Genomic DNA, 23,597 nt, shown 5'->3' with positions numbered 1-23,597 from the left:
CGATTATTCTGCTGGAGTACCCGGTGCTGTGCCGGTCAGCAAGGCTTGAGCCTTGTGTGCGACGATTTCCAGCAGTGCGTTCAGCGCTGAGCTGGGTTCAGATTCCTTCAATGTCAGTGCGTAAAGGGCTACAGGCACAGGCGGCGATAACGGACACGCATCCAGCCCGGCCTCCCGCGCACCAAAGGCGGTGAACGGGTCGACAATCGCCAAGCCTTCCCCGGCTTCGACCATGCTGCGCATCATTTGATAAGTCTGTACCCGCGTCTGCACTACCGGCAGCGGGCGCAGGGCTTGCAGCTTGCTGTCCAGCAGGCGGCTTAGCGGGTCGTGGCCTTCCAGCCCGATCATCGACTGCCCGGCCAAATCCTGCAGTGCAATGTACTTTTGCTTGGGTTTGAGCCAGCCATGGGGCGCGAGCAGTTGCAACTTGCCCTGGGCCAGTACGGTGCTCTGGATTTGTGGGTGTTGCGGATCATGCAGGCTCAGGCCCACATCGGCCTCGTGCAACAACAGGCTTCTGACGATCTCCCGGGTCGGCTGGCTCGACAGGTTGCACGGTGTGTCCTGGAAGCGTCGGCGCAGCAGCGCCAGGCTTTGTGGCAAAAGTTGATTGGCCAGCGGCGGCGTGCACAACGCGCGCAGGGTCGGCGCGTGATGGTGTTTGAGGCGGCTGGCCAGGCGCTGCACCGGCTCCAGCGCCTCATAAAGCAGGGCAATACCGGCTTGCAACTCAAGGGTTTCGCGCGTCGCTTGCAAACGCCCGCGCACGCTGGCAAACAGCATGAAGCCCAGTTGCTGCTCGGCCTCCTTGAGGGTTGCGTCCACATCGCCCACGGAGAGTTGCAACCACTCGGCGGCCAAGCCTGGGTTTCCGGTCTGCAAAATGGCCTGAATCACTTCGATATGACGTAAACGCATCGCCGGAGTCTATGTTCAGTGCGGTGGGGTTTCAATGGCTGGGTAAAAAAGAGCACAGGCCTGGGTGAGTGTTGGCTACCGTCAGTGTGTATGTCACTGTCACGGGCAGGTTATACAAAGAATGTATCAATCGAGGGAAAGGGGAGTCTCATCATGCCGGCAAGTCTTATAACCGCAAAAATACCCACCCAGCGTGGCTTTACGCGCTGGGCGGTGCTGGTGGTGCTGGTCATCATCGGCTTGTTGGCCCTGGCATTGGGGCCACGCCTGTTCGGGGATGTGACGCTGGCAGAGATCGCGACCGCCAAGGCTCAAGTGGCTGAGCTGGGCAAGGCTGTCGAGCAGTTCCATCAGGACACCGGCCGCTATCCTACGGATGAGGAGGGCCTGGAGGTGTTGACCGCGCAATCTGCGCCGTCGGCCAACGGCAAAGGCCCCTATATCAAGGAAGAGCTATTGACCGACCCTTGGGGCATCGCCTATCAGTACCACTACCCGGCGTCCCAGCCCAACACCGCCTTCGATCTGTTTTCATTCGGCAAGGACCGGACCCTGGGCGGCGTCGGCGATAACAAGGATATTACTTACGGCGACCACTGAATCACCTGGCATTCCCCATCGACCCGATTAGAATGACGCAGCTGATCATCAACGACCAATGCCGCTCGCACGGCACTTAAAACAACAACAGGTCTGGTCTCACATGCCTCTACCCTCGACGTTTTTCGGGGTAAGGGCCAAACAACTGCTGGTCTTGGTGACCCTTGGTTGCGTGGCTGCTTATCTCCTCAATAATCAAGACGAACGCACCCCGGAAAACCATGCCCTAGAGGCGTTTATCCGTTCCCAGGAACAGGTGAGCGAGCAGGTGGGGGCGGTGCTGGAGATTGCGCTGGTCAGGCAGGTGGTGGCGTATCCCGCCTACGGCACGCCGGGCTACAAACGTTCGCTGTATGCCGTTGAAGGCGAGCGGGGGCGGTTGCTGGTAACGCTCAAGCAACTGGACGGCGCGCAGGACGTGGAGGTGACGCAAATACGCCGCCCGTGATCCCCCCGGCCCAGTCAACGCCAGTGATGGCCAGGACTGAGCAGGTCGATAAGGCGGGATCTTATGAAGCGAGGATGGTTTGCGATTCGCGGGTGATGATGGTCCCCGACTGGATCAATTTGAATTCATCGCCTTCCAATTTTTCTACACGGTCGCCAATGGCCAGCTTGTAGGTGGTGGTAGGCAGCGAGCCAGCCTGGCTGTCCTGCGCCGGGTTGGATTCCTGGAACTCATGCACGGAATACACGCGTCCTTCCGCGTCTCTGGCATGGAACTGTCCGACAAGTACTGCAGCCATCTGTTTAGAACCTCTGGAGATAAACACTCGATTTGCGGTTCTGTAGACCGTCATGGAGCGGGGTAGTTTACCTATGGAAAAAAAATACTATTCTTTGATGTTTTCCGACGTTTCCTACACTGGTGAGTGCGTGGCAAACGGCGTTGAGATTATCAAAACTCACTGGTGAAGCTGTCGTGAAGTCTCTATAACTACAAGCTCCTTTAGTCAGACGTCGGGAAAACCTCATGAGCAAGGTCTACACGATTGCCGTCCTGGTTGGCAGCCTTAGAAAAGAGTCGATCAACCGTAAGGTCGCGTTGGCACTGGCCGAACTGGCCCCCGCCAATCTCAAGTTGAGCATTGTGGAAATTGGCGATTTGCCGCTCTACAACGAGGACATCGACGGTGCAGCACCGCCGGCAGCCTACAGTACTTTCCGTCAGCAAGTACGTTCATCCGACGCGGTGTTGTTTGTAACCCCGGAATACAACCGTTCCGTGCCCGCCCCGTTGAAGAATGCCATTGACGTTGGGTCGCGTCCTTATGGGCAGAGTGCCTATGGGGGTAAGCCTGGGGCGATCATCAGTGTGTCGCCGGGGGCCATTGGTGGGTTTGGTGCCAACCACCATCTGCGCCAGTCGCTGGTGTTTCTGGATGTGCCTTGCATGCAGCAGCCCGAGGCGTACCTGGGCGGGGCGGGGAGCGTGTTTGATGAGGCGGGTAAGGTGTCGGAGAAGACCCGGCCGTTTTTGCAGGCGTTTATTGATGGGTATGGTAAGTGGGTTGAGAAACAGTTGGGTTGATGGGGGGAGGGCGTGGTGATTGAGTACATATCCGTTGCTGCGGTAACGGCTGCTTAGGGTTCCGCCCTTACGGCGGGTCACTTTTTGAAGGACCAAAAAGGTAACCAAAAAGTCCTCGCCCCACCACTCGGTGCCTCGCTGTGGCTCGGCATGCCAGAACGAAGGCTTGAATCCGTGGGCCGCCGCGATGGGCCATCCTTGGCCCAGCGCGGCTAACCCGGCGTCCTGCCGGGTTACCCACGGATTCAAGCCTGCGTTCGGCCATCGTGGTTGACGGGGCGCCTCAGATCAAAAGCAAGATCAAAAGCAGAGCACGGCGGCCTGAAAGCCGACCTGAGTGGTTGAAGCAAAAGCCAGATCAAGTGCAAAGCAACAGCCTATCTACCTGATGCCGCGGCGTCTAAATGTGGGAGCGGGCTTGCTCGCGAATACGGTGGGTCAGTCAATTTATCTGTCACTGGCCCACCGCATTCGCGAGCAAGCCCGCTCCCACCTTTGACCGAGTATGGCTTTGCTGTTGCTGTTGCTGTTGCTGTTGCTCCGGCTCTTACATCCTTTTCGATGACGAAGTCAGCGGTCTTTTGATCTGCGCTTTTGATCTTGATCTTGATCTGAAATCGCCCCGTCAAACACGATGGCCGGAATCTGACAGTGATTTGGGGGGTAAACCGGCAGGGATGCCGGTTTAGCCGCCCCGCGCCATGGATGGCGCGTGGCGGCGACCCCCCAAATCAGTGTCGGATTGCGGGCATGCCGAGCCACAGCGAGGCACCGAGTGTTGGGGCGAGGACCTTTTGCTTACTTTTCGGTCCTTCGAAAAGTGAGTCGCTGTAAGAGCGAAACCATAAGCCGCCGTTACCTAAATAACGGATATACACTCAGCAGACCCTAACCCCCAACCAACCCCAATCGGTCAGCAAGCTTCAGCGCCACCCCCACACTTTCAAGGCGCGACCCCTGATCCACCTCCGCCCCCAAAATAGTTTTTTCCACATAAAGCGAGTGCACATCGGTCACCCCGATAAACCCCAGCCAAGCCTCCATATAGGGCTTCTGAAAGTCCATCGCCTGCGCGCCAGGCGCCGAAAAATCCATCCCCCGCGCATACACATTCACCGCGATTTTGTTGTGCAGCAAGCCCCGCACCCCATGCTCCGGGCTGAACTCAAACAGCACGTCCTTCTGCGACACCACGTCGATAAAGTGCTTGAGCTTGTAGGGAATCGCGAAATTCCACAATGGCACCGAGAACACCAGCACATCTGCCTGATGCAGGTGAGCCGCCAGCGCTTTGAGGGTGGTCCAGGCCGCGCTTTGTTCTTCGCTTAATGGCGTGCCCGCAATACCCGCGTATTTGGCGTCCATCACCGGCCCGGCAAACTCCGGCAAGTCCAGCGCCCATAAATCCAGGGTCACTACTTGAGTATCCGGGGCGTTCTGCTGGTAGCGGGCGATAAACTGGCGAGCGATTTCCAGTGACGCGGAGCGCTGTTTGCGCGGCGAACATTCGATGTGCAGGAGCGTGGTCATGGTGGGGCCTCGGGTAAGTTGACCAGAGCATTGCAACATAATGCTGATTGGAATATAAATCGTCTTTTCATCACCTATTGATCACCAATCAGAATATGTTCGACGCCTTGTTGCTCAAAACCTTCGTCGCTGTGGTCGATGAGGGCGGTTTCAGCCGCGCCGCAGAGCGCCTGCACCTGACGCAATCGGCCGTCAGCGGGCATTTGCGCCGATTGGAGGAGCAGGTGGGCAAGCCTTTGCTCACCCGCACCACGCGCTCACAGCAATTGACGCCCGATGGCGAACGGCTGATGGCCTATGCCCGTGGCATCCTTGCGCTGAACCGGGACGCCTGGGCCGAGCTGACGCGTTCGGCGTTTGAAGGAAACCTGCGCGTAGGTGTGTCGGAAGAGTTCGCGGACGCGCGCCTGTTGCGTGAGCTGCAAAACGTCGCGGCGCAATACCCTGGCATGCATATCAGCGTGCAGGTGGGCATTCCCGGTTCGTTGCTGAGTTTGATGAAGCAGGGTGAGCTGGATGTGGTGGTCGGCTCGTTGTGCGAATCCAGTGAGCCAGGTTTGGCGCTGTGGCGTGAGCCATTAGTCTGGGCTTGGTCCGGGCAGCCGCTGGTGGCCTTGCCGAACCCGTTGCCACTGGCCTTGTTCCCTGAGCCATGCCCGTACCGCGAGGCGGCGCTGACCCGTCTGGCTCAGGCCGGCATCGCCCAGCGCAGCGCCATGCAGTGCAGCAGTTACGCTGCGCTGCATGCCGCCGCGTTGGCCGGGTTTGCGATTGCACCCATGGCGCAGAGCCAAGTCGGGCCGGGCTTGACGGTACTCGGCGCCGAACACGGTTTACCCGCGTTGCCGGATGCCGAATTCCGCCTGTTCAGCGCGCCCGAGGCGGACCCGCGCCTGGTTGAGATAATCACCCAGGTGGTGGTCCGCTACGGCGCTGTGCGTCGCCACTGAGGCTCAGCGCAACCAGTTGGTGCGCGCCAGTTCGATCACTTCATCGCCACGCCCGCTCATCACCGCCTTGAGCATGTACAGACTGAAACCCTTGGCCTGTTCCAGCTTGATGGTCGGCGGCATCACCAATTCCTGGGTAGCGGTGACCACATCCACCAGCACCGGGCCGTCATGGGCCAGGGCGCGGCGCAAGGCCGGTTCGAGGTCTTCGGACTGTTCCACGCGAATGCCGAGGATGCCCATGGCATTGGACATGGCGGCAAAATCCGGGTTTTTCAGCTCGGTGCCGGTGTCCAGGTAGCCGGCGGCCTTCATCTCCATGGCGACAAACCCGAGTGACGAGTTATCAAACACGATGACTTTCACCGGCAATTTCAATTGCGCCAGCGAGATGAAGTCGCCCATCAACATGGCGAAGCCGCCGTCGCCGGACATCGAGATCACCTGGCGCCCGGGGAACGCGGCCTGCGCGCCGATGGCCTGGGGCATGGCATTGGCCATCGAACCGTGGTTGAACGAGCCGATCAGGCGACGTTTGCCGTTCATCTTCAAATACCGCGCCGCCCACACGGTGGGCGAGCCGACGTCGGCGGTGAAGATCGCATCGTCATCGGCCAGCTCACTGAGCAAGCGCGCCACGTACTGCGGGTGAATCGGTCGGTCGGCCTTCGATGGCTGCGCCAGGTCATCCAGACCTTGGCGGGCTTTCTCGTAGTGCTTGAGCGAGGTGTCGAGGAAGCTGCGGTCGGTCTTGCGTGTCAGGCGTGGCAGCAGTGCGTCGATGGTCTCGCTCACGTCGGCGGCGATGCCCAGGTCCAGGGTGGCGCGACGGCCCAGCGCCTGCGGGTTGCGGTCGACCTGAATGATCTTGGCATCGGTCGGGTAGAACTGGCGATAGGGGAAGTCGGTGCCGAGCATGATCAACGTGTCGCAGTTGAGCATTGCGTGGTAACCGGAGCTGAAGCCGATCAGGCCGGTCATGCCCACATCAAACGGGTTGTCCCACTCCACATGCTCCTTGCCGCGCAAGGCATGCACCACCGGCGCGCCCAAGGCATCGGCCAGGGCTACCACCTGGTCGTGGGCGCCGGCGCAGCCGCTGCCGCACAACAGGGTGACTTTCTCGCTGCTGTGCAGGATTTCGCTGAGGCGCTGCAGGTCTTGTTCCGCCGGCAAGGTGCGCGGCGCGTGCAGGGCCGGCCAGGGCTTGAGTTTGTCTTCCACTTCGAGCAGCGAGATATCGCCTGGGATCACCACCACCGCCACGCCGCGATTGAGGATCGCCGAACGCATGGCGCGGTGCAGCACCTGGGGCATCTGCGCCGGGTTGGTGACCAGCTCGATAAAGTGGCTGCACTCTTTGAACAGTTCCTGCGGATGGGTTTCCTGAAAGTAGTTCAGACCGATCTCGGAGGAGGGGATTTGCGCGGCGATGGCCAGCACCGGCACATGGTTGCGATGACAGTCGAACAGGCCATTGATCAAATGCAGGTTACCCGGCCCGCAGCTGCCGGCACACACCGTCAACTCGCCGGTGGCAGCGGCCTCGGCGCCGGCGGCGAAGGCGGCCACTTCTTCGTGGCGCACGTGCATCCACTCGATGCTGTCCATGGTGCGCAGGGCGTCGGTCAGGCCATTGAGGCTGTCGCCGGTCAGGCCCCAGATGCGCTTGATGCCCGCCTGTTCAAGGGTGGTCGCCAACTGCTGGGCCAGGTTGATTTTCGCCATGAAGAACTCCAATCGTCAGTGAGGTTAAAGGCTGCTGATCAGTAGAGGACAGTTCGAACACGACGGATGTTCACCCTTAAATGTGAAGATTGCGTCATGGGGCCGACTGAATGCAGCCCATAAAAAAACCCTGGCAAGCCAGGGTTTTTCACAGCAGCAGGCTCAGCGGCGACGGAACAGCGGCAACGGCTCATCCGTGGCAGCCTGGTAGGTCACCGAGAAGTCCTTGAGGCTTTCCAGCGCTTCATACGGGTCTTTGTCGGCGCGCAAGGCGAAGGCATCGAACCCGCAACGGCGCAGGTAGAACAGCTGGTCGCGCAGCACATCGCCAATCGCGCGCAATTCGCCCTTGTAACCATAACGGTCACGCAGCAGGCGCGCGTTGGAGTAGTTGCGCCCGTCAGTGAAGGCCGGGAAGTTCAGCGCGATGACCTGGAAGTGCTGCACGTCGTCGCCGATCTCTTCGGCTTCCTCGTCGGCGTCCAGCCACACACCCAGGCCGCCGTCGCGGGCCTTGAGGGCGTGCCCGTGTTCGCGCCACAGGGCCAGCGGCACGATCAGGTCGTCGCAGTTGGAAATGCCGTCGAAGCTCGCGTCCTTGGGCAGCAGGTGCCAGGTTTCGTCGAGAACTTCGTTGTTCTTAATGATTCGCTGCATAGACGCGCTCCTTGAACAGGTCAATGCCAATGCGCTGGTAGGTGTCGATGAAACGCTCATCTTCGGTGCGCTGTTCGATGTACACGTCGATCAGCTTGCCGATCACCTCGGGCATGGCTTCCTGGGCGAAGGACGGGCCGAGGATCTTGCCCAGGCTCGCATCGCGGCTGGCGCTGCCACCCAGGGACACTTGGTAGAATTCTTCGCCTTTCTTGTCCACGCCCAGGATGCCGATGTGGCCGACGTGGTGGTGACCACAGGCGTTCATGCAACCGGAGATGTTCAGGTCCAGCTCGCCGATGTCGAACAGGTAGTCCAGGTCGTCGAAACGGCGCTGGATCGATTCGGCTATCGGGATCGACTTGGCGTTGGCCAGGGAGCAGAAATCGCCGCCCGGGCAGCAGATGATGTCGGTCAGCAGGCCGATGTTCGGCGTGGCAAAACCGCCTTCGCGCAGCTCGCCCCACAGGGTGAACAGTTGGCTCTGCTCGACGTCCGCGAGGATGATGTTCTGCTCGTGGGAGGTGCGCAGTTGGCCGAAGCTGTAACGCTCGGCCAGGTCGGCGACGGCGTCCAGCTGCTTGTCGGTGATATCGCCCGGGGCAACGCCGGTAGGTTTGAGCGACAGGGTCACGGCCACATAGCCCGGCTTTTTGTGCGCCAGGGTGTTGCGCGTGCGCCAACGGGCAAAGCCTGGGTGCTGCTGGTCGAGGGCCGCCAGTTCGGCGTCCTGATTGCTCAGGGCCTTGTACTCAGGGTCGACGAAGTGCTTGGCCACACGGTGGACTTCGGCTTCGGTCAGGGTGGTCTGGCCGCCGCGCAGGTGTTCCATCTCGGCGTCGACCTTCTGGGCAAATACCTCAGGGGTCAGCGCCTTGACCAGGATCTTGATTCGGGCCTTGTACTTGTTGTCACGACGGCCATAGCGGTTATAAACCCGCAGGATGGCGTCGAGGTAGCTCAACAGGTCCTGCCAGGGCAGGAACTCATTGATGAAGGCGCCGACCACCGGCGTACGGCCGAGGCCGCCGCCCACCAGCACACGGAAGCCCAACTCGCCGGCGGCGTTGTGCACCGGCTCAAGGCCAATATCGTGCACTTCGATCGCTGCGCGGTCCGAAGTCGAGCCATTGATGGCGATCTTGAACTTGCGCGGCAGGTAGGCGAATTCCGGGTGGAAGGTGGTCCACTGGCGCACGATTTCGCACCACGGGCGTGGGTCGATCAGCTCGTCAGCGGCAACGCCGGCGAATTGGTCGGTGGTCACGTTGCGCAGGCAGTTACCGCTGGTCTGAATCGCGTGCATCTGCACGGTCGCCAACTCAGCGAGGATGTCCGGCACGTCTTCCAGCGCCGGCCAGTTGAACTGTACGTTCTGGCGGGTACTGATGTGGGCGTAGCCTTTGTCGAAGTCGCGGGCAATCTTGGCCATCATGCGCGTCTGGCGCGAGGTCAGTTGGCCATAAGGCACGGCAACCCGCAGCATCGGCGCAAAGCGCTGAACATAAAGGCCATTTTGCAGGCGCAGAGGGCGGAACTCTTCTTCGCTCAGTTCACCTGCTAGGTAGCGTCGGGTCTGATCACGGAACTGCTTGACGCGGTCCTCGATGATGCGCTGATCGTATTCGTCGTATACGTACATATAGGTCCTGTTCTCGGCAAATCTGCGCGCACGGCCGCGCACTCCCAACGGAGCCGGCGCACGATACCAGTTTGCGTTTATGCGCAAAAGTGATGTTTGAGTATATGTAAATAACCAAATTGACTAATGAGAACCGTTATCGCGATACCCACATTTGTCATGCGGGCAATCATCAACTTTACTGTGCTCGTGTCTTCGTGCAATCACCTATAAAACCGACAAGAGGCGATGCGATGAGCAACTCCACCAAAGCCCGTAAACCTGACAGTACCGTTGATGCCTGGGCCATTCTGTTTCTGATAATCCTGGTGGTTGGAACCGCCGTGTTCTGGGTTAGCCACCAATAAAGAAGGTTGATTGAACCTCGATTGACTGTCGCATTGCCACTATGATGGCGATCAATATTCGAGGCACAAATAACCATGTTGAAGGTTCTGATTGCGTGTGTGGGGTTGCTGGGGTCGGTCTATGGGGCGATGGCCCAGGCGACGTCAGTGGTGTTTCTCAACCCGGGCGCGTCCACGGAAACCTTTTGGGTCAGCTACGCGCAATTCATGCAGGCCGCCGCCAAGGACCTCGGCCTGGATTTGCGTGTGCGTTATTCCGAGCGCAACGCGGATAACACGCTGGTTCATGCCCGTGAGGCGCTGCAAGGCGGCGAGCGGCCCGATTACCTGGTGCTGGTGAACGAGCAATACGTCGCCCCGCAGATTCTGCGCATGGCCCAGGGCACTGGGGTCAAGTTGCTGATGGTCAATAATGCGCTCACCGCCGACCAGATCCAGTTGCTCGATGCGCATAAAGACGCGCAGTGGATCGGCAGCCTGGTGGCCGACGACGAGCAAGCCGGTTATCTGATGCTCACTGATCTTGTGCGCCAACATGGCCCGATAGCCCCAGGCGAGTCGCTCGGCCTGCTGGCGTTTTCCGGCGCCAAAAATACCCCGGCCGCACAACTGCGCGAACAAGGCTTGCGCCGGGCCCTGGCCGAGCACCCCGAAGTGCGCCTGCGCCAATTGGTCTATGGTGAGTGGAACCGTCAACGCGCCTTTGAACAAGGCACGCAGATGTTCAAGCGTTACCCACAGACAGCGCTGGTATGGTCAGCCAATGACGAGATGGCGCTGGGGGCAATGCAGGCTTTGCAAGACAGCGGGCGGGTGCCGGGCAAGGACGTTCTGTTCAGCGCGGTCAACAGCTCGCCCGAGATCCTGCAGGCGCGTCTTGGGGGGCGGCTGACCACCCTGGTTGCAGGTCACTTCACCTTGGGCGGTTGGGCCATGGTGCTGATCCATGATGATGCCCAGGGGCTCGACATCAGCGCCTATGGGGGGCGTGATCGCCAGCAGGCGCTGTTCCAACTCATCGACAGCGCGCAGGCCCGCCGCTTGTCAGGGCCGACAACGGCGGTGGATTTCCGTGCGCTGTCGGCCGTGGGCAAGCCTGCGTCCTATCGCTACCCGTTCAGCCTGCAACTGCTGCTGCGTTAGGCGCCGGCCAGGTGCAGCACCAGCTTGACGATGCCAAACAGGGTCAGGGCAAACACTGCCGTGAACAGAATGCCCAGGATCACAAAGTGGCTGGGCTTGCCGTGGGTGAAATCGCGGGCGCGGTTCTTGCCGCTTTGCACGCCGAAAGCCGCCGCCATCACGCTGTGCAGCATCTGCCAGAAGGTCGGCGGCTTGTTATCGATTGGATCGTCCATACAGCCCTCGTCAGCCGGATTATCCTACAGAGCATAGACAATCTGGCCGCCCGACCTGGAACTTCACTCAGGTATCAGTACCTCCAGCTTGAGAAACAACTCTTGGTCCAGTGGTGGCCAGATTTTAGCGGTCTCGTAGATGACTAACGCGCGGTTGCTCGAGCGTGCCTTCTCGATCAGTTGAGCACGGGTGAAACGCCGATCCTCTTTGGTCTTGAGGTGGCCGAAAGGCGATTGCGAGGGCGGCGTATCGACGGCTGGGTAGTGGAAGTGGGCGTACCACAACACGGTCTCTTCGAACGTTGCTCCTGCTTTGATTTTGCTCCGGTCACGAATCACGTACTCGGTGAGGAAGTCACCGGCCGCCAGTGGAATACGACTGCCCAGCAGATTGATATCGACAAAGCCATGCTTCCATAAATAGGCGACTTTATCGGCTTTGGGCCGCTGTAGTTTGTAACCCTCGGCGCAGGCTATGCGGGCCGCTGTTGTGGCGTCTCCGGCCTTGGCCTGGTATTCATCGATCAACACGATGGCACCGGTATTGGCACTGTGGTCGCGTTTGAGTTCTGTGGCGAGGGCTTCGAATTTTTCCGCGTGTTGGCTCAACATAACGTCCCATTCGTAAGGACTCAGGCTTTCCACTCGGCTGGGCTCTCGAAGCCCTCTCTGTTGGAAGAGAATGCTCGCATCAATACCGGCCCGCTGGCCGTCGAGGGTCTGTGCATCCGCCTTTATCCTCTTCAATGATCGAGCCGCAGGCGCGGGAGCCTTTGCTTTCGGACCTTCGGGATCGACAATTTTCCAGACGTTTTCACTGGCATGTTCATGGTAAGTGGCGAAGACCTCATTGGTGAACGGGTCCTTGATGTCGACGTAATTACCTGAAGCGTCAGCCGTCCTCGGGCGCATGTCGCCCACCAGGCTCTTCTTGTCGACGGTTTTGATCACCCTCCGGTTGCTCGGTTTTTGCCGTTTGGTTTTATCCTGCGCAGGTTGAGGGGTAATCTTTTCTTCAATCAGGATCAGGTTCGCAAGCCGTGCTTCAACATCGGCGCGGGCCTCGCTGAGCTGTTCCAGGAACGGCGCGCTATAGTCCTCTTGAATGAGCGGGGAACCCATTTCAATTAACGAGCTGACGGCACTTCCCAGCTGTTCATATTGCTGAAGTAAGTTCTTGAATACGTCCATTTGCTCTGAGGTGGAGTAGCCGGTAGTCGTCTGTATTTCCGTATGCGTGTTAATACTGGCGTAGAGTTGGCGATCCGTGAGCACGTCGAGAAAAGGGCGCTGTTCCGGTTTATCGGTATCCAGTGCACGATTCACTAGCAGTTCAATAAACGCTAACAAAATGTTTTGCTTTATCCGGAATGAGGATATGGGTTGACTAGGGTTGAAGTCTCTCAACAGTTTTTCATGCAGTGCCGCGCCCGCTTGCTTAAGTGTGGCTTCGTATTTTTCTGTGGCATCGAGGGCTTCTTTAAGCGTTTCTAATCGTTGCGTGGCGCCACGGATGAACGCCTTGTAGCCGTCCGTGACCTTGTCTGGCAGTTCTCTGTTCATACGATTGAGCAATTCAAGAAGGCTTTCGCCGCGCGGGGTTTGCAGCGTCAGTGAGATTTTTTTATGCAGGTAGCCATAGGTAAATAGCCAATGCTGGTAAATGTTAGTTATGACGTTATTTCGTAAATCGGTGTATTCCTTTTCTACCCTGTCCACTGCTATCAGTTCGTCAACTTTGGCCACCGACGCTTCCAGTGCGTTTATAAAGGGCTGTGTATTTTCCTGATAGTTTTCGAATGCAAGGCCCCATGCGCTTTTGGCGTGCAGTGTCGAGGCTTGCCTTTGTTCATGCCGCTCAGCGATTCTGGGGCGTAATGCGGGGAGTAATTCGGGGTTGCTGAGTAATTCCCAATCTTTCCTCAAGGCGAGCAGCCGCTCGTCAAGTTGAGCCCCACTGCGCACGACGGCTTCGTTGAACGGTTGGGCATGTTTTGCCAGGACCTGCGCTTCTTGATTGAGGATGGCCAGCTCCGAGCCGAGCTCGGCGATACGTTGGGTCTTAAGCGCTCGCAGTGCGCTGATGCCGGTCCTGCGCATGCCCCCCTCCAGCCTGGCATGTCGGTCCAACCGCCAATGCCCCTGGCCGTCGGTGACCAGCCTGAAGCCTGGATGCAACGGATGCTGCGGATCAATCAGATAGACGTCGCCGAAACCGGGCACCACGCTCACCTGAAACAGCAGCCCGCCAACGCTGGCATGCCATTTTTCCTCAATCCAATAGAGCCCTTTGAGAACACCCGTGGGCAGTGGGGATGGTAGTGGGTCGGGCCAAGGCACCTTCACTTCCAACAGTGCCTTGAGCAATTTTGCGCTGGCTTGAGGGCTGGCAATCGAGCGGCTGAAGTCCAGCGTGGTATGGCCTGTCGCCGGCGGCTCGCCGGGAAATGCCACTGAGCCGATGCGGACCTCTGCGATAGGTTGCTGGTGGGCCAGGCCCACGGTGCGACGCCAGGCTCGCAATGGTAGGGTGTGCTCCGCTGCGCTCGGTTCCGACAGCGGTTGGTGTGACCTGTTGGTGGGTGTCGCCGTGTGCAGCAACACCATCGCGGTGTTGAGCAACAGATCAATCAGCGCCAACTCACGGGTGGTTGGGTCTTCACTGTCCAGGCCGGCCAAATCCTGCTCCAGGCTGCTGACCAGCACCATGAACCACCCCACCAGCATGGCCGGCCCCTGTACCAAGGGCAGCAACAGGGTATTGAACAGCAGCCAGGCACCTTCCATCATAACGGCCCAGCGGCTTTCGCTGTTGGATACCGACTCGCGATCCGCCAGGTCAACCAGGGCCCTTGCAGTACTGCCGAATAGATGGCTGAGCAGTTGTCCGTTGATTTGCGACTGCATCCATTCGCCAGCGCCCTCATCGATGGCCAGAGTGGCAGGGCTTGGTTTTTCAGGGGGGGGGAACTCATCTCCAGGCAAGAAATGAACGATGTGAGGTTCCTTGATTCCGCCGTGGTCATAGATGGGGCGGGCCTTGTCGGTTAGCCACGTCAGTATGCTGTCTTGCAGTTCGCCGGGTGTGACCAGCGCATCCAGCAGGGCTTGGCGGGTCGGAAATTCATGTAGGGCCTCGTCATACAGCGGCCGATACAGCAAGTGCGGGCCGACGCTGGCGTCACGCGGTTCAATGATAAATACATTGTTGACTTCATCGGGCCTGGCCCCGGGTTTACGACACAGGGCCAGAGGGCGCAGGACGATCTCCTGTTCGTCGACGACTCTGTCCGTTGGCATCTCACCCATCAATGCCTTCACATACCGGTAGCCTGTGACAGTAACGCCGTTAAGTTGCCGGATCTTGCACTCCAGCGCCAGCATCGGCAGCTTGACCTTGAGTTCGCGGGTGAACAACGTCTCGCGTTGCCGGGCGTCATCCGTGTCGGACAACAGTAGATCCTTGATTTTTTGCGGGTAGGTGGTACCGATGTCGACGCGCTGGATCAGCCCGGTTCTGCCTAAGAGATACTCTTCGTTCAACCATTCGGGCAACGGCGTGGCGCCTTTGGAAGATAGCTTCAACACGCCAGAGGGTTTACCGGCCAGGTTCTTCAGGGCCAGTTCTGTCAACGACATACGCACGTGCTCGATTATACCGGCAGTGCCTGGAAGCCCGGCCGTCACGGTGAAGTCCAGCACCACTTCATCGGGGTCGAAATCTTCATGATCGGCCTGCATCTGCTTGCGCAGCGCTTCACGGCTGAAGCGGTGGATGCTTTCAATGCCCTGATCGAATGATCGGCCTTGGTTTTGTCGCAACACCCGCGCCATGTCCTGAAGGTGGCGGTGGTAGGCAAAGCTGTCAGTGGCTGTGGCTTGCTTGAACCATTCAGGCAGGTGGTCACTGACTTTTTGCATGAGCGGGGCTGCGGGTGTCGGGATGTTGGTAAAAAGCAGCGCCGGATTGGTGATTTTGTCCAAGCGTCGCTCAAGGGTTTTCTCGTCTTGCCCCTCAAACACAAGCGTCGCCAAGTCTTCAAGTTGTTGATTGAGGATCAAGCCGGCTTGCTGTTCGAACACATTGCCGTCTGGTTCATTGCGCCTCCAGGTCATGCTGTCGAACTGGTACTGGTCCTGCATCCGCGTGCCCCAGGCCTGACCGAAGGCATCAATGGAGTCAAACGCCTCGATAACGCCGGCGACGCTGTACAGCAACACTTGTTTTTCACGGACCAGCAGCAGGTGCGGCGTCAGCAAGCGCGCTTGCTTATCGGCGGTGGTGAAAGTGTTTTCAATGAAATAGGTGTAGGTAGGGGGCGAAGAATGGGGCAGACGCTCGAGTAATACCGGCCAGGCGGCGACGACAGTCAGCATATCCCGCTGGGTGTCGTTCAGGCTTGATTGGCCCGCTGCCGCTGCGGTCATTTGACCGTTGAGAAAGGTGCCCAGCCATTGCCAGCGGCTGTTGCCGTGGCTGTCAATAACGCTCCAGTAGTCGGCCAGGTCGTACTGAAAATAGAGGTACAGCGATGAGCGCAGTTCGTCGATGATTTGCGCGATGACTTTCATGTCGATGAGCGCGGGCGGCAAGGGTTTCAGAATCTTGGGGATTTGCTGCGTCAGGTAATAGGGCAGTTCGCGTTTTGAGTGAAGGTCCAGCGATTGCGGGTTCAGGACATGCGCGAGGGTGACTTCCATCAACGATCGGTAGGTGTAATGGCCGGTGGAGGTCGGAATGGCTAGTTGCACGTCGAGCAGGTTTAGCTCAAGGGTAGGGTAGCGCTCCAGGATGAGGTTGCGCAGTGCGTTGAACACGACGGAATACAACACCGGGCGGGTGGCGAAATGTGCATGAACGGCTTTGGCGGGTAATTGGCTCAGCGCCATGGGTAATGCAGGAGCAGTTGGGTCGGGCATGACGAAATCCTTTTTCTGTGTGGAACCGGTGTTTCTCAGGCTGCCGGCTCAGCGAACCGGGGGTGGTCCGGTACAGGAAATCGCATTTCGTCATCGCAGATGCGGTAGGCGATTATCGCCTACCGCCCCACCGTGGGTTTCGCTCGGTTTGGCAACAGTCAGCTTCTCTACATAGTCACCACCGACCAAGGCCTGGACGGTGATGTTCTGTCATTCCCTATCACAGGAGTGACCGAATGTCTGATTTACCCACCCCGCGCGCTGCCGACAGGCAGCTCGCGGCGACCTTGAGTATTCATGGCGACTTTCTCGAGAAAGCCGTGCCCCGTTGGCTGGTCGATGCAACGCCTGCGCGCAGGTTGGCGCTTAAGCACGCTGCGCCGGTCACGCCGCCCGTGTACCAGAATGCCTCTGCCTTGCAACGCCAGGCCGTCGCTGCAAGCGCCCAGGCCAGTGCAATCGCCCAGGTTCAGTTGGACAGCGCGATGTCAACGTTCCAGGACGTCGACGCCTTCGCCAGGCCGTTGTTGCTCAAAGCTTTGAAAGACCAGTACCAGGTAGAGGTCGATGTCGACAAAACCTTTCTGTGTCTGCGACGCCCGCTGGCGATCAGTGCGCTGGAACTTGAAGTCGCTTCGTTCGAGTTTCTGAGGATATCGATGCTGCAGGCGGCCCTGCATAACTTTGAAGCCTGGGAGTGCCGGGCAGGGGCGTACCATTCGACTTCTGGTTATGTGCGGGAAACCGCCGAAGCCGCAACCTTTGAAGTTGCGACCGTCAATCTGACGGTCAGCCAGTTCATGACCCTGTGTCGCAGCCTCGATATCGGCGCAAAGTATCAGGCCTACCTCACGTCGTTCTTTGAACCGGTCGACACCCAACCTGAGCCGCCTCTTCGCCAGCACTTCATCGCCTGCCAGAAGGCAACCATGAAGGCCGCCGCCGACTATGCCGTGTTGGCCGGTGATATCGAGCCGGCCGACCATGCGATGATCCTGGCGGTGATCGGCGGCAGTCTTTACCCCACGCTTGGTGACAAACGTGTGTGGGTGCTCGACATGAGCCTGATGAAAATAAGACTGACAGGCTGTGTCTATTTTGCCATCGGTGACACCTACAGCAACGAGTTGATCCTGTATATCCCGCACGACCCGGCCCACCCGCTCAAGCGCTATACCAGGCAGCAAATGCGCGACGAGCTCAAGCGCCTGTTCACGGACCGTCAAGGCATGGCGACGGATGATCCTGCACCAACGCCCTATCAGCGCTTTTTCAGCCAGTTCGTACCCTATGAGCAGCGGCCTTACTATTTCAGTCAGTTCACGCAGACGTCTGCCGACTCCCCGAGCAGCCCCTTCAACTCGCCGTGGCGAGGGCTGGTGGAGTTCATCTTCGGGTTGTCGCCGATTACACGTATTAAGGAATTACCGCCGGAAAAACCGGCGAAACGAGAGCCGGCAAGCGACCCTTACATTGCGCCCGGCAGCCAGATGCCTTACCGCGGTGTAGGCATATATTCCGGGCTTCTCGATCTTTGGCCATTTCTCTACGAAAAACAGCGTAACAAGATCCTGGCCGACGCCCGTGCCCATGCAGTGCCCACCGCCGACGTTGATGCAAAGGCGCGGGAAGCCAAGCTGGCGCACCTGCTGGAGGTCGGCATATTGGCGCTCAACGTGGTCTCCATGTTTGTGCCGGTGTTGGGTGAAGTCATGCTCGCAGTCATGGCTGAGCAATTGCTCTCGCAAACCGTGGAAGGCGTGGCTGACTGGGCCGAGGGCGATAAACGGGCGGCCAAGGCGCATCTGGTCGATGTGGCACAGAACCTGGCCCAGATCGCGGTGATGGCAGGCGTGGGGGCGGCGGTAGGCAAGTATCGCGCGGTCAAGGCTGAACCGGTCCTCGAAAACCTCAGCCCCGTGACCCTGCCCAACGGTGAGACCCGTCTCTGGAAACCAGACCTGACGGGCTACGAAAGCCCCGTGACGCTGGACGCCGGGACAGCCCCGAACGCAATGGGGCAGTACACGCTCAACGGCAAGACTTATGTGCGCCAGGGCGGTCAGGTTTATGAACAGGTTTTCGATGAGTCGACCAAGCATTGGCGGATCAAGCACCCCACTAATCCCGAGGTGTACCAACCGGCGCTGCAAAGCAACGGCAGGGGGGCCTGGCGTCATACCCTCGAGCGACCTGCCGAGTGGGATCGTTTGACGCTGTTGCGGCGCATGGGTCATGAAACCGAGGCGTTTTCCGATACTGAGTTGCTCAAGGTCGCGCAGGTCAGTGGGGTGAGCGACAGCGCTTTGCGTAAAATGCACACTGACCTGGCGCCGCCGCCTCCGCAGTTGCTCGATGCCATGCGCTTGTTCAAGGCTGAGGCTGACAGCTCTAAAGTGATAGCGCAGTTGCGAGGCAGTCAACCGATCGACGACCATTATTTATTTGCCCTGCCTCTGATCACCGAGATGCCGCGTTGGCCGAAAACGCGCGTGCTGCAAGTGTTCGAGGGGGCAGCGTTCACTGGCGATTCGGTGAAGTACGGCTCTGAGCGCTTGCCGCGTGGAGCGGGGACGCAAGTGCCGATCCAGATTACCCGTGCCGATGTACTGAGCGGGAAATTGCCCACGGTGATTCTGGCTGCGCTGGATGAGTCGCAGGTGACCAGCCTGCTGGGCGGCGAAGCTGCCCGCGTCGGTGATTTGCGGCCGCAGGAGTTTACCCGGCAAATCGCCGATTATGCCCAGACCCGCAAACCGGCTGTTTTTGACAGCATTTACGCGGGCACCGAACCTGTAGACAGCCAGGTCAAGCTGCTACAACGCCTCTGTCCCGGGCTCAGCGAAGCCGCCGCCGAGGAAACCCTGGCCAACGCTTCTGTGGAGGACCTCAAACGTCTGCAAGCGACGCGCCGGCCGTCTTTGGCGATGCTTGAGGAGGCGCGCTGGTACGCGCTTGAGGGGCGACAGACGCGTGCGTATGCCGGTTTGCGCAGCGAAACCATGGCCTCGGCAGATAGCCGTCGGCTGGCGCTGCACACCCTCGAGAAACTGCCTGGTTGGCCGGACACCTTACGTCTGGAAGTACGCGAAGGCAGTGAGAGTGGTGCGCTATTGGACAGCATCGGCAGTGACACCGCCCGGGACAAGAAGTACCTGGTGAAAAAAGGCCCGCGCTTCCAGGCGTTCAATGAGCGCGGGGAGGAACTCAATAGCGTTCCCTCGGACGGCGATAACTTTTACGCCTCGCTCATGCATGCCATGCCCGATCAAGTGCGTCAGGGGCTGGATGTGCCGCATGTGGGTCAAAGCGCGCAACTGCGCGAAAAGATCATCGAATTCGCAGACCTGAATCGTAACCAGGCAGCACGATGGCTGGAGCCGCAGCGCAAATGGTTCAAGCCACCCGTGCGGGTCAATGGCAAGGCGGTGGGCTATTACGCCAGTGGACGAGGGGCGGGGCTGGGGGCAAACCTTGAGTCACGCGCGCAGGCACTCTACGGGCTGAACGATGAGCAGGCTGCCGGCTATATCCGACACCTGCAAAGAGAGGGCAAGGATAGCAGGGCGATATTCAATTATCTGCAAACCCGTGAGCGTGAATACACCGCGCTGGTGTCGGCACTCGACGAGTGGGCCGGGACTTGGGCCGGGACCTGGGGCGGCACGGCGGCCGACACTGCCACGTTCCAATACAGAACTCGCTTGGCGCATCAGCTCAAGGAGGCCTGGCGGATGGAGCCGTTGGCTGGAAAGGTGGTCAGTGCCGATCACTTGCATCTCTATATCGATGAGCATCTGCCGCCATTGCCGACTGACTTTTCCCATATCCGTGAGCTGACGGTGATCGGAAGGAAGATGAACGATGCCGGAGTTGAGGCTTTCCTGGCGCGGTTTCCTGAGGTGCAAACCCTGTCGATTGGCGACACGACCCAATTGTGGGCGCCGACCATCCCGACAGGCCGAACGTCGTTGACGACACTGCCCCCGGCGGTCTCCAGGATGGCCCGTCTCAAAAACCTGAAGTTCGGTTCGGCGGCGGAGCAACTGGCGCCGGAGTTTTTCTCAAGGCTCAATACTCTGACTTCGCTGGAGGCGTTGCATATCGATTACCGTGGGTTCTCCAGCGACGCACTCAATAACCTTGACTTGTCGGGGTTGACGCGGTTGCAACGGTTGCAAATCGAAGCGCCGATAGGCCTTTCCCAGTGGCCGATCAATATCGAGAACCTGCCCCATCTGGAACGTCTCGATTTGAGCCGTACCGCAATCGGCGCGCTGCCTGAAACGCTGTATAGCGGGCATGAACGACTGTGGGCGGGGCTGTCGATGGACTGGTCGAGGTTTACCCGCGAAACCTTCCAACCGGCCTATGAGTATGTCAGCGCTTACCGGGGCGAGCTTGGGCACTTGGTTGATTTGCACCAGATGGTCAATGGTTATGCCAAGGGCGAGTTGGCATCGCTGACCGGCAATACATTTTTGGCTGACGCACTGCGCGAAAAAATAATCGCAGCCGCGCAAACCCCGCAGGCACAGCTTGCCATTATTGATGGCCTCAGCGATCAGTACTCCGGCATTTTTGAGACGTTCTACTACTCGCCGGTCAAGACCGCCCGGCAGTTGAGATTACGTTCCCACTCATGGCAGGCGGGGCGGAGTGCTCAGATACTGAGTGTGCTCGAAACCAATTGGTGGGAGGCAGTGGGCGAGCGATACGGCATAGCGGGCAAGGCATCAGTGTTGGATTTGCCAGGACCGTCGTATCCAGCGACGGGCTCTGGGGTGCAACTGAGTAGCGTGAAGCTGCCCCGGTTACCGGCAGCGAGTTTTGCGCATGTACGCACGTTGCGCATGCGCTGGGCGGGTGAAACGCCCGCACAGATGCGTGCCTTCATACGCGCCTTCAGCGGTACGCAATCCCTTGAACTCAAAGGGCTTGGCTTGACTGAAATACCCATTGGCGCGGGCGACCTTCCCGCTTTGGCCCGGTTAGACCTGGCCGATAACAGCCTGGTCATGCCGGCACTGCAGGCACAACTCAATGACCTGGGCGGCCTGGAGCTGTTGGACTTGAGCCGGAGCAGCACGCCGCTCGACGAGGTGGATGTGAGCGCCTTGAGGCAGCTTGAGGCGCTGAATCTGCGCGGTTCAGCCTTGCAGGCTTGGCCGAGCGGAGCCGAGAGCCTGCCGAAATTGGCCTGGCTGGATCTGCGGGACAATCTACTGGCGACCTTGCCGCCTCAGGTGTTGAGCAATGATGCGATACTGATGAAAACCCACTTCGTGGGTAACCGCTTCAGCACCTCGGGTGAGTCTGCGCTGTCCTCTGCGCGCCTGCGGGTCGAGGAGGCGAAGGGTTTACCGGCGGGCGCGTTGGCGCGTTTTGACGCGCAAAATGTACCGGACGTGTTTCCCCCGCAGGAAACGGGCATGACGATGGCACGTTATTTATTGCCATTGCCTGAGCCGATTGCAGTGGCCGAAGGGGCTGAGGGGTTTGTCCCTCGGTTGCAGCAGATGAGCCCAGCGGTGACCGAACAAAACGCACGGCAATGGTTCGCGCAGCTCCGTCAGGGAGGCATGAGTGACGCGCAAATCGATAGCCTGTTGACGGGCTGGCACGAGGAGTACGTGAGTTTGACGCGCCAGCTGAACGGCTGGCTGTATACCCGCCAATTGCCCGGCGCCGACATCAGCCAGTTGGCTGACGAACGTCGATTGATCGCGCTTAATATAGTTGAGTGCTGGCAAACCGGCGTGTCGGCCGAAGCCGGTTATACGGTGAGCCTGCAAGGCCTGCAAACCCATGACCTGCCTGAATTGACTGTGCAGTTCAACAACGTGCACACGCTGAACCTGACCGGTGTGCAGTGCACGGCATCGGGTGCCGAAGGTTTCCTGAATAGTTTTCCCGCGCTGCGCAAACTCACCTTGAGCGGCAATGGTTTGACCATGCTTCCCGAAGCGGTGGGGCGCATGGCTCAGCTCGAAGCGTTGGAACTGGCCTCCAATGCCATCAGCGATCCTGAGCCTCTGTATCGCCAGTTGGGGGGCGGCCACCTGCGGCAGTTGGATCTGGCCAGAAATGACCTGCGTGAGTTCAGTACCGAGGCTTTCACTCGGCTTGAGCGTCTGGACCTTAGCTACAATCGCCTTGCAGAGTGGCCAGACGGCGCATTGGACACCCCGAGCCTGCGCAGGTTGAACCTGTGTGGCAATGACCTGACGACGTTTCCTGAAGAGTTGCTTGATGGCGACCATCACGCATTGGTTAGCGGCACGGACCTGTCCGAGAACCAGTCCCTTTCACTCGAGAGCTTCGAGCTGCTCAGAGGTTATAGCGATGGCACCGTGATGGGGTGGACCCGGCGCGAGATCGAAGAGGAAATTGCAGCGGCCCAAAGTAATGACAGTGACTCGGGTTCCGACAGTGAGGATGACGAAGAGGCTGCCAACGAACCATTGGAAGTCATTCTCAACCCAGGCGCAGACACGAGCGAAACGGTGTTGGCATCTTGGCTGACACACTCCCCGGGCAGTGTGATTGAATCCAGGCGGCAGTTGTGGCAGCAGCTGGCCGGGGAGCCGGGCCACGAGCGGTTTTTCCATCTGCTCGAGAGACTGCGCGCGACTGATGAGTACCAGTACGTCCCCGCTGACCTGACCCGACGGGTATGGACTGTCATTGAAGCGGCGGCCGGCAGCGCGCAGATGCGTGAGTTGTTGTTCGTGGCCGCTGAAACCCACGGCACCTGTATCGACGGACGTATCCTCACGTTCAGCTCAATGGAAGTTCTGGTGTTCGAAACGGATATGCTGGGTGTGGCTCCGACGCAAGATTTGCACGTCAGGGGCCAGCGCTTGCTGAGGCTGTCCCGGCAATTGTTCCGGCTGGACCACGTCGACACGTTGGCCATCGCCGACGCCATAGGACGCGACCAGGCCGAAGTGCGCCTGCAATACCGCATCGGCATGACCGGTGGCTGGCCCGACGGACTCGAGCTGCCTGGGCAACCCAGGTACATGGCATTTGGTCGACCGATCAGCGGTCAGGCGTTGACCACCGCCCGCGCGCGGGTGCTGGAGGCCGAAGCTTCCGACGCGTTCTATGAAAGCCTGATTGCCCGCGATTATTGGACCCGGTACCTGAAGGACCGCTACCCCGATGAGTTTCAGGCGATGCAGAGCGATGCTGCCGCGCGTTATGAGGCTTTGGAGGACGAGTATGCGCACAGGATGCCGGGCACCGACAGCCAGGACAACTACGAGGCGGCACTGATCCGCCTGGAGGTTGAGCGAAGTAGCGCAAGGGCGCGGTTGTTGCTGGAGTTGTCGCGCAAAGAGGTCGCGGCATCGCAGGCGGCAGGCCCGGCGTCGCCACAGCCGGGTCCCTCGACACGGCCGTAACGAG

The 23,597-nt window shown here is 59.4% G+C and carries 14 protein-coding genes; 6 read left to right on the top strand and 8 right to left on the bottom strand.

Going from position 1 to position 23,597, the window contains the following annotated elements:
* Positions 1 to 3: 3 nt before the first annotated feature.
* Positions 4 to 921 (bottom strand): LysR substrate-binding domain-containing protein, encoded by a 918-nt coding sequence (locus AOA59_RS25065; RefSeq protein ID WP_065931800.1) that lies wholly within the window; start codon positions 919 to 921, stop codon positions 4 to 6.
* Between the two features lie 153 nt (positions 922 to 1,074).
* On the opposite strand from AOA59_RS25065, the gene gspG reads away from it, so the two are divergent.
* On the top strand, positions 1,075 to 1,521 hold the full coding sequence (gspG, locus tag AOA59_RS25060) for a type II secretion system major pseudopilin GspG (protein ID WP_065931799.1): 447 nt from the start codon (positions 1,075 to 1,077) through the stop codon (positions 1,519 to 1,521).
* Positions 1,522 to 1,624: 103 nt separating this feature from the next.
* Positions 1,625 to 1,969 carry a hypothetical protein gene (locus tag AOA59_RS25055; protein ID WP_099489471.1) on the top strand — a complete coding sequence of 115 codons (345 nt, stop codon included), beginning with the start codon at positions 1,625 to 1,627 and terminating at the stop codon, positions 1,967 to 1,969.
* Positions 1,970 to 2,030: 61 nt separating this feature from the next.
* Here the strand turns inward: AOA59_RS25055 and AOA59_RS25050 are convergent, their stop codons facing one another.
* Positions 2,031 to 2,267 (bottom strand): hypothetical protein, encoded by a 237-nt coding sequence (locus tag AOA59_RS25050; protein WP_056859483.1) that lies wholly within the window; start codon positions 2,265 to 2,267, stop codon positions 2,031 to 2,033.
* A 227-nt stretch (positions 2,268 to 2,494) separates the two neighbouring features.
* On the opposite strand from AOA59_RS25050, the gene AOA59_RS25045 reads away from it, so the two are divergent.
* Positions 2,495 to 3,052 carry an NADPH-dependent FMN reductase gene (locus AOA59_RS25045; protein WP_069788419.1) on the top strand — a complete coding sequence of 186 codons (558 nt, stop codon included), beginning with the start codon at positions 2,495 to 2,497 and terminating at the stop codon, positions 3,050 to 3,052.
* Positions 3,053 to 3,940: 888 nt separating this feature from the next.
* Here AOA59_RS25045 and AOA59_RS25035 read toward each other — a convergent pair.
* Positions 3,941 to 4,582, bottom strand: coding sequence for an FMN-dependent NADH-azoreductase (locus AOA59_RS25035; RefSeq protein WP_099489458.1), 642 nt, complete (start codon positions 4,580 to 4,582; stop codon positions 3,941 to 3,943).
* A 95-nt stretch (positions 4,583 to 4,677) separates the two neighbouring features.
* On the opposite strand from AOA59_RS25035, the gene AOA59_RS25030 reads away from it, so the two are divergent.
* Positions 4,678 to 5,532 carry a LysR family transcriptional regulator gene (locus tag AOA59_RS25030; protein WP_058421483.1) on the top strand — a complete coding sequence of 285 codons (855 nt, stop codon included), beginning with the start codon at positions 4,678 to 4,680 and terminating at the stop codon, positions 5,530 to 5,532.
* Positions 5,533 to 5,535: 3 nt separating this feature from the next.
* On the opposite strand, the gene poxB is transcribed toward AOA59_RS25030, so the two are convergent.
* The 3 genes from poxB to AOA59_RS25015 form a co-directional block, all read right to left on the bottom strand.
* Positions 5,536 to 7,260: a ubiquinone-dependent pyruvate dehydrogenase gene (gene poxB, locus AOA59_RS25025; RefSeq protein ID WP_099489457.1), complete on the bottom strand. Its 1,725-nt coding sequence runs from the start codon at positions 7,258 to 7,260 to the stop codon at positions 5,536 to 5,538.
* Positions 7,261 to 7,422: 162 nt separating this feature from the next.
* Positions 7,423 to 7,917, bottom strand: a complete 495-nt coding sequence (locus AOA59_RS25020) for a DUF934 domain-containing protein (protein ID WP_017136920.1) — start codon at positions 7,915 to 7,917, stop codon at positions 7,423 to 7,425.
* Entirely contained in the window at positions 7,901 to 9,559 is a 1,659-nt protein-coding gene (locus tag AOA59_RS25015; protein ID WP_017136919.1) for a nitrite/sulfite reductase, read from the bottom strand. The genes AOA59_RS25020 and AOA59_RS25015 overlap by 17 nt, the downstream gene beginning before the upstream one ends.
* Positions 9,560 to 9,981: 422 nt before the next feature.
* Between AOA59_RS25015 and AOA59_RS25010 the strand changes: the two genes are divergently transcribed.
* The gene (locus AOA59_RS25010) at positions 9,982 to 11,049 is read left to right on the top strand and encodes an ABC transporter substrate-binding protein (RefSeq protein WP_099489456.1); all 1,068 of its coding nucleotides are present in this window, start codon (positions 9,982 to 9,984) and stop codon (positions 11,047 to 11,049) included.
* Here the strand turns inward: AOA59_RS25010 and AOA59_RS25005 are convergent.
* Both AOA59_RS25005 and AOA59_RS25000 read right to left on the bottom strand, forming a co-directional pair.
* Positions 11,046 to 11,264, bottom strand: a complete 219-nt coding sequence (locus AOA59_RS25005) for a DUF2970 domain-containing protein (RefSeq protein WP_065911407.1) — start codon at positions 11,262 to 11,264, stop codon at positions 11,046 to 11,048. The two genes, AOA59_RS25010 and AOA59_RS25005, sit on opposite strands and share 4 nt — an antisense overlap.
* Before the next feature lie 63 nt (positions 11,265 to 11,327).
* The gene (locus AOA59_RS25000) at positions 11,328 to 16,184 is read right to left on the bottom strand and encodes a dermonecrotic toxin domain-containing protein (RefSeq protein WP_099489455.1); all 4,857 of its coding nucleotides are present in this window, start codon (positions 16,182 to 16,184) and stop codon (positions 11,328 to 11,330) included.
* 236 nt (positions 16,185 to 16,420) lie between these two features.
* Here AOA59_RS25000 and AOA59_RS24995 point away from each other — a divergent pair, with 236 nt between their 5' ends.
* Positions 16,421 to 23,593 carry an NEL-type E3 ubiquitin ligase domain-containing protein gene (locus tag AOA59_RS24995; RefSeq protein ID WP_099489454.1) on the top strand — a complete coding sequence of 2,391 codons (7,173 nt, stop codon included), beginning with the start codon at positions 16,421 to 16,423 and terminating at the stop codon, positions 23,591 to 23,593.
* Positions 23,594 to 23,597: the final 4 nt, after the last annotated feature.

Origin of the sequence: Pseudomonas sp. 2822-15 (assembly GCF_002742515.1) — a bacterium.
Taxonomy (GTDB): Bacteria; Pseudomonadota; Gammaproteobacteria; order Pseudomonadales; family Pseudomonadaceae; genus Aquipseudomonas; species Aquipseudomonas salomonii.
The sequence above is the reverse complement of the archived record's forward strand: the minus strand, read 5'-3'. Positions and strand labels throughout refer to the sequence as shown.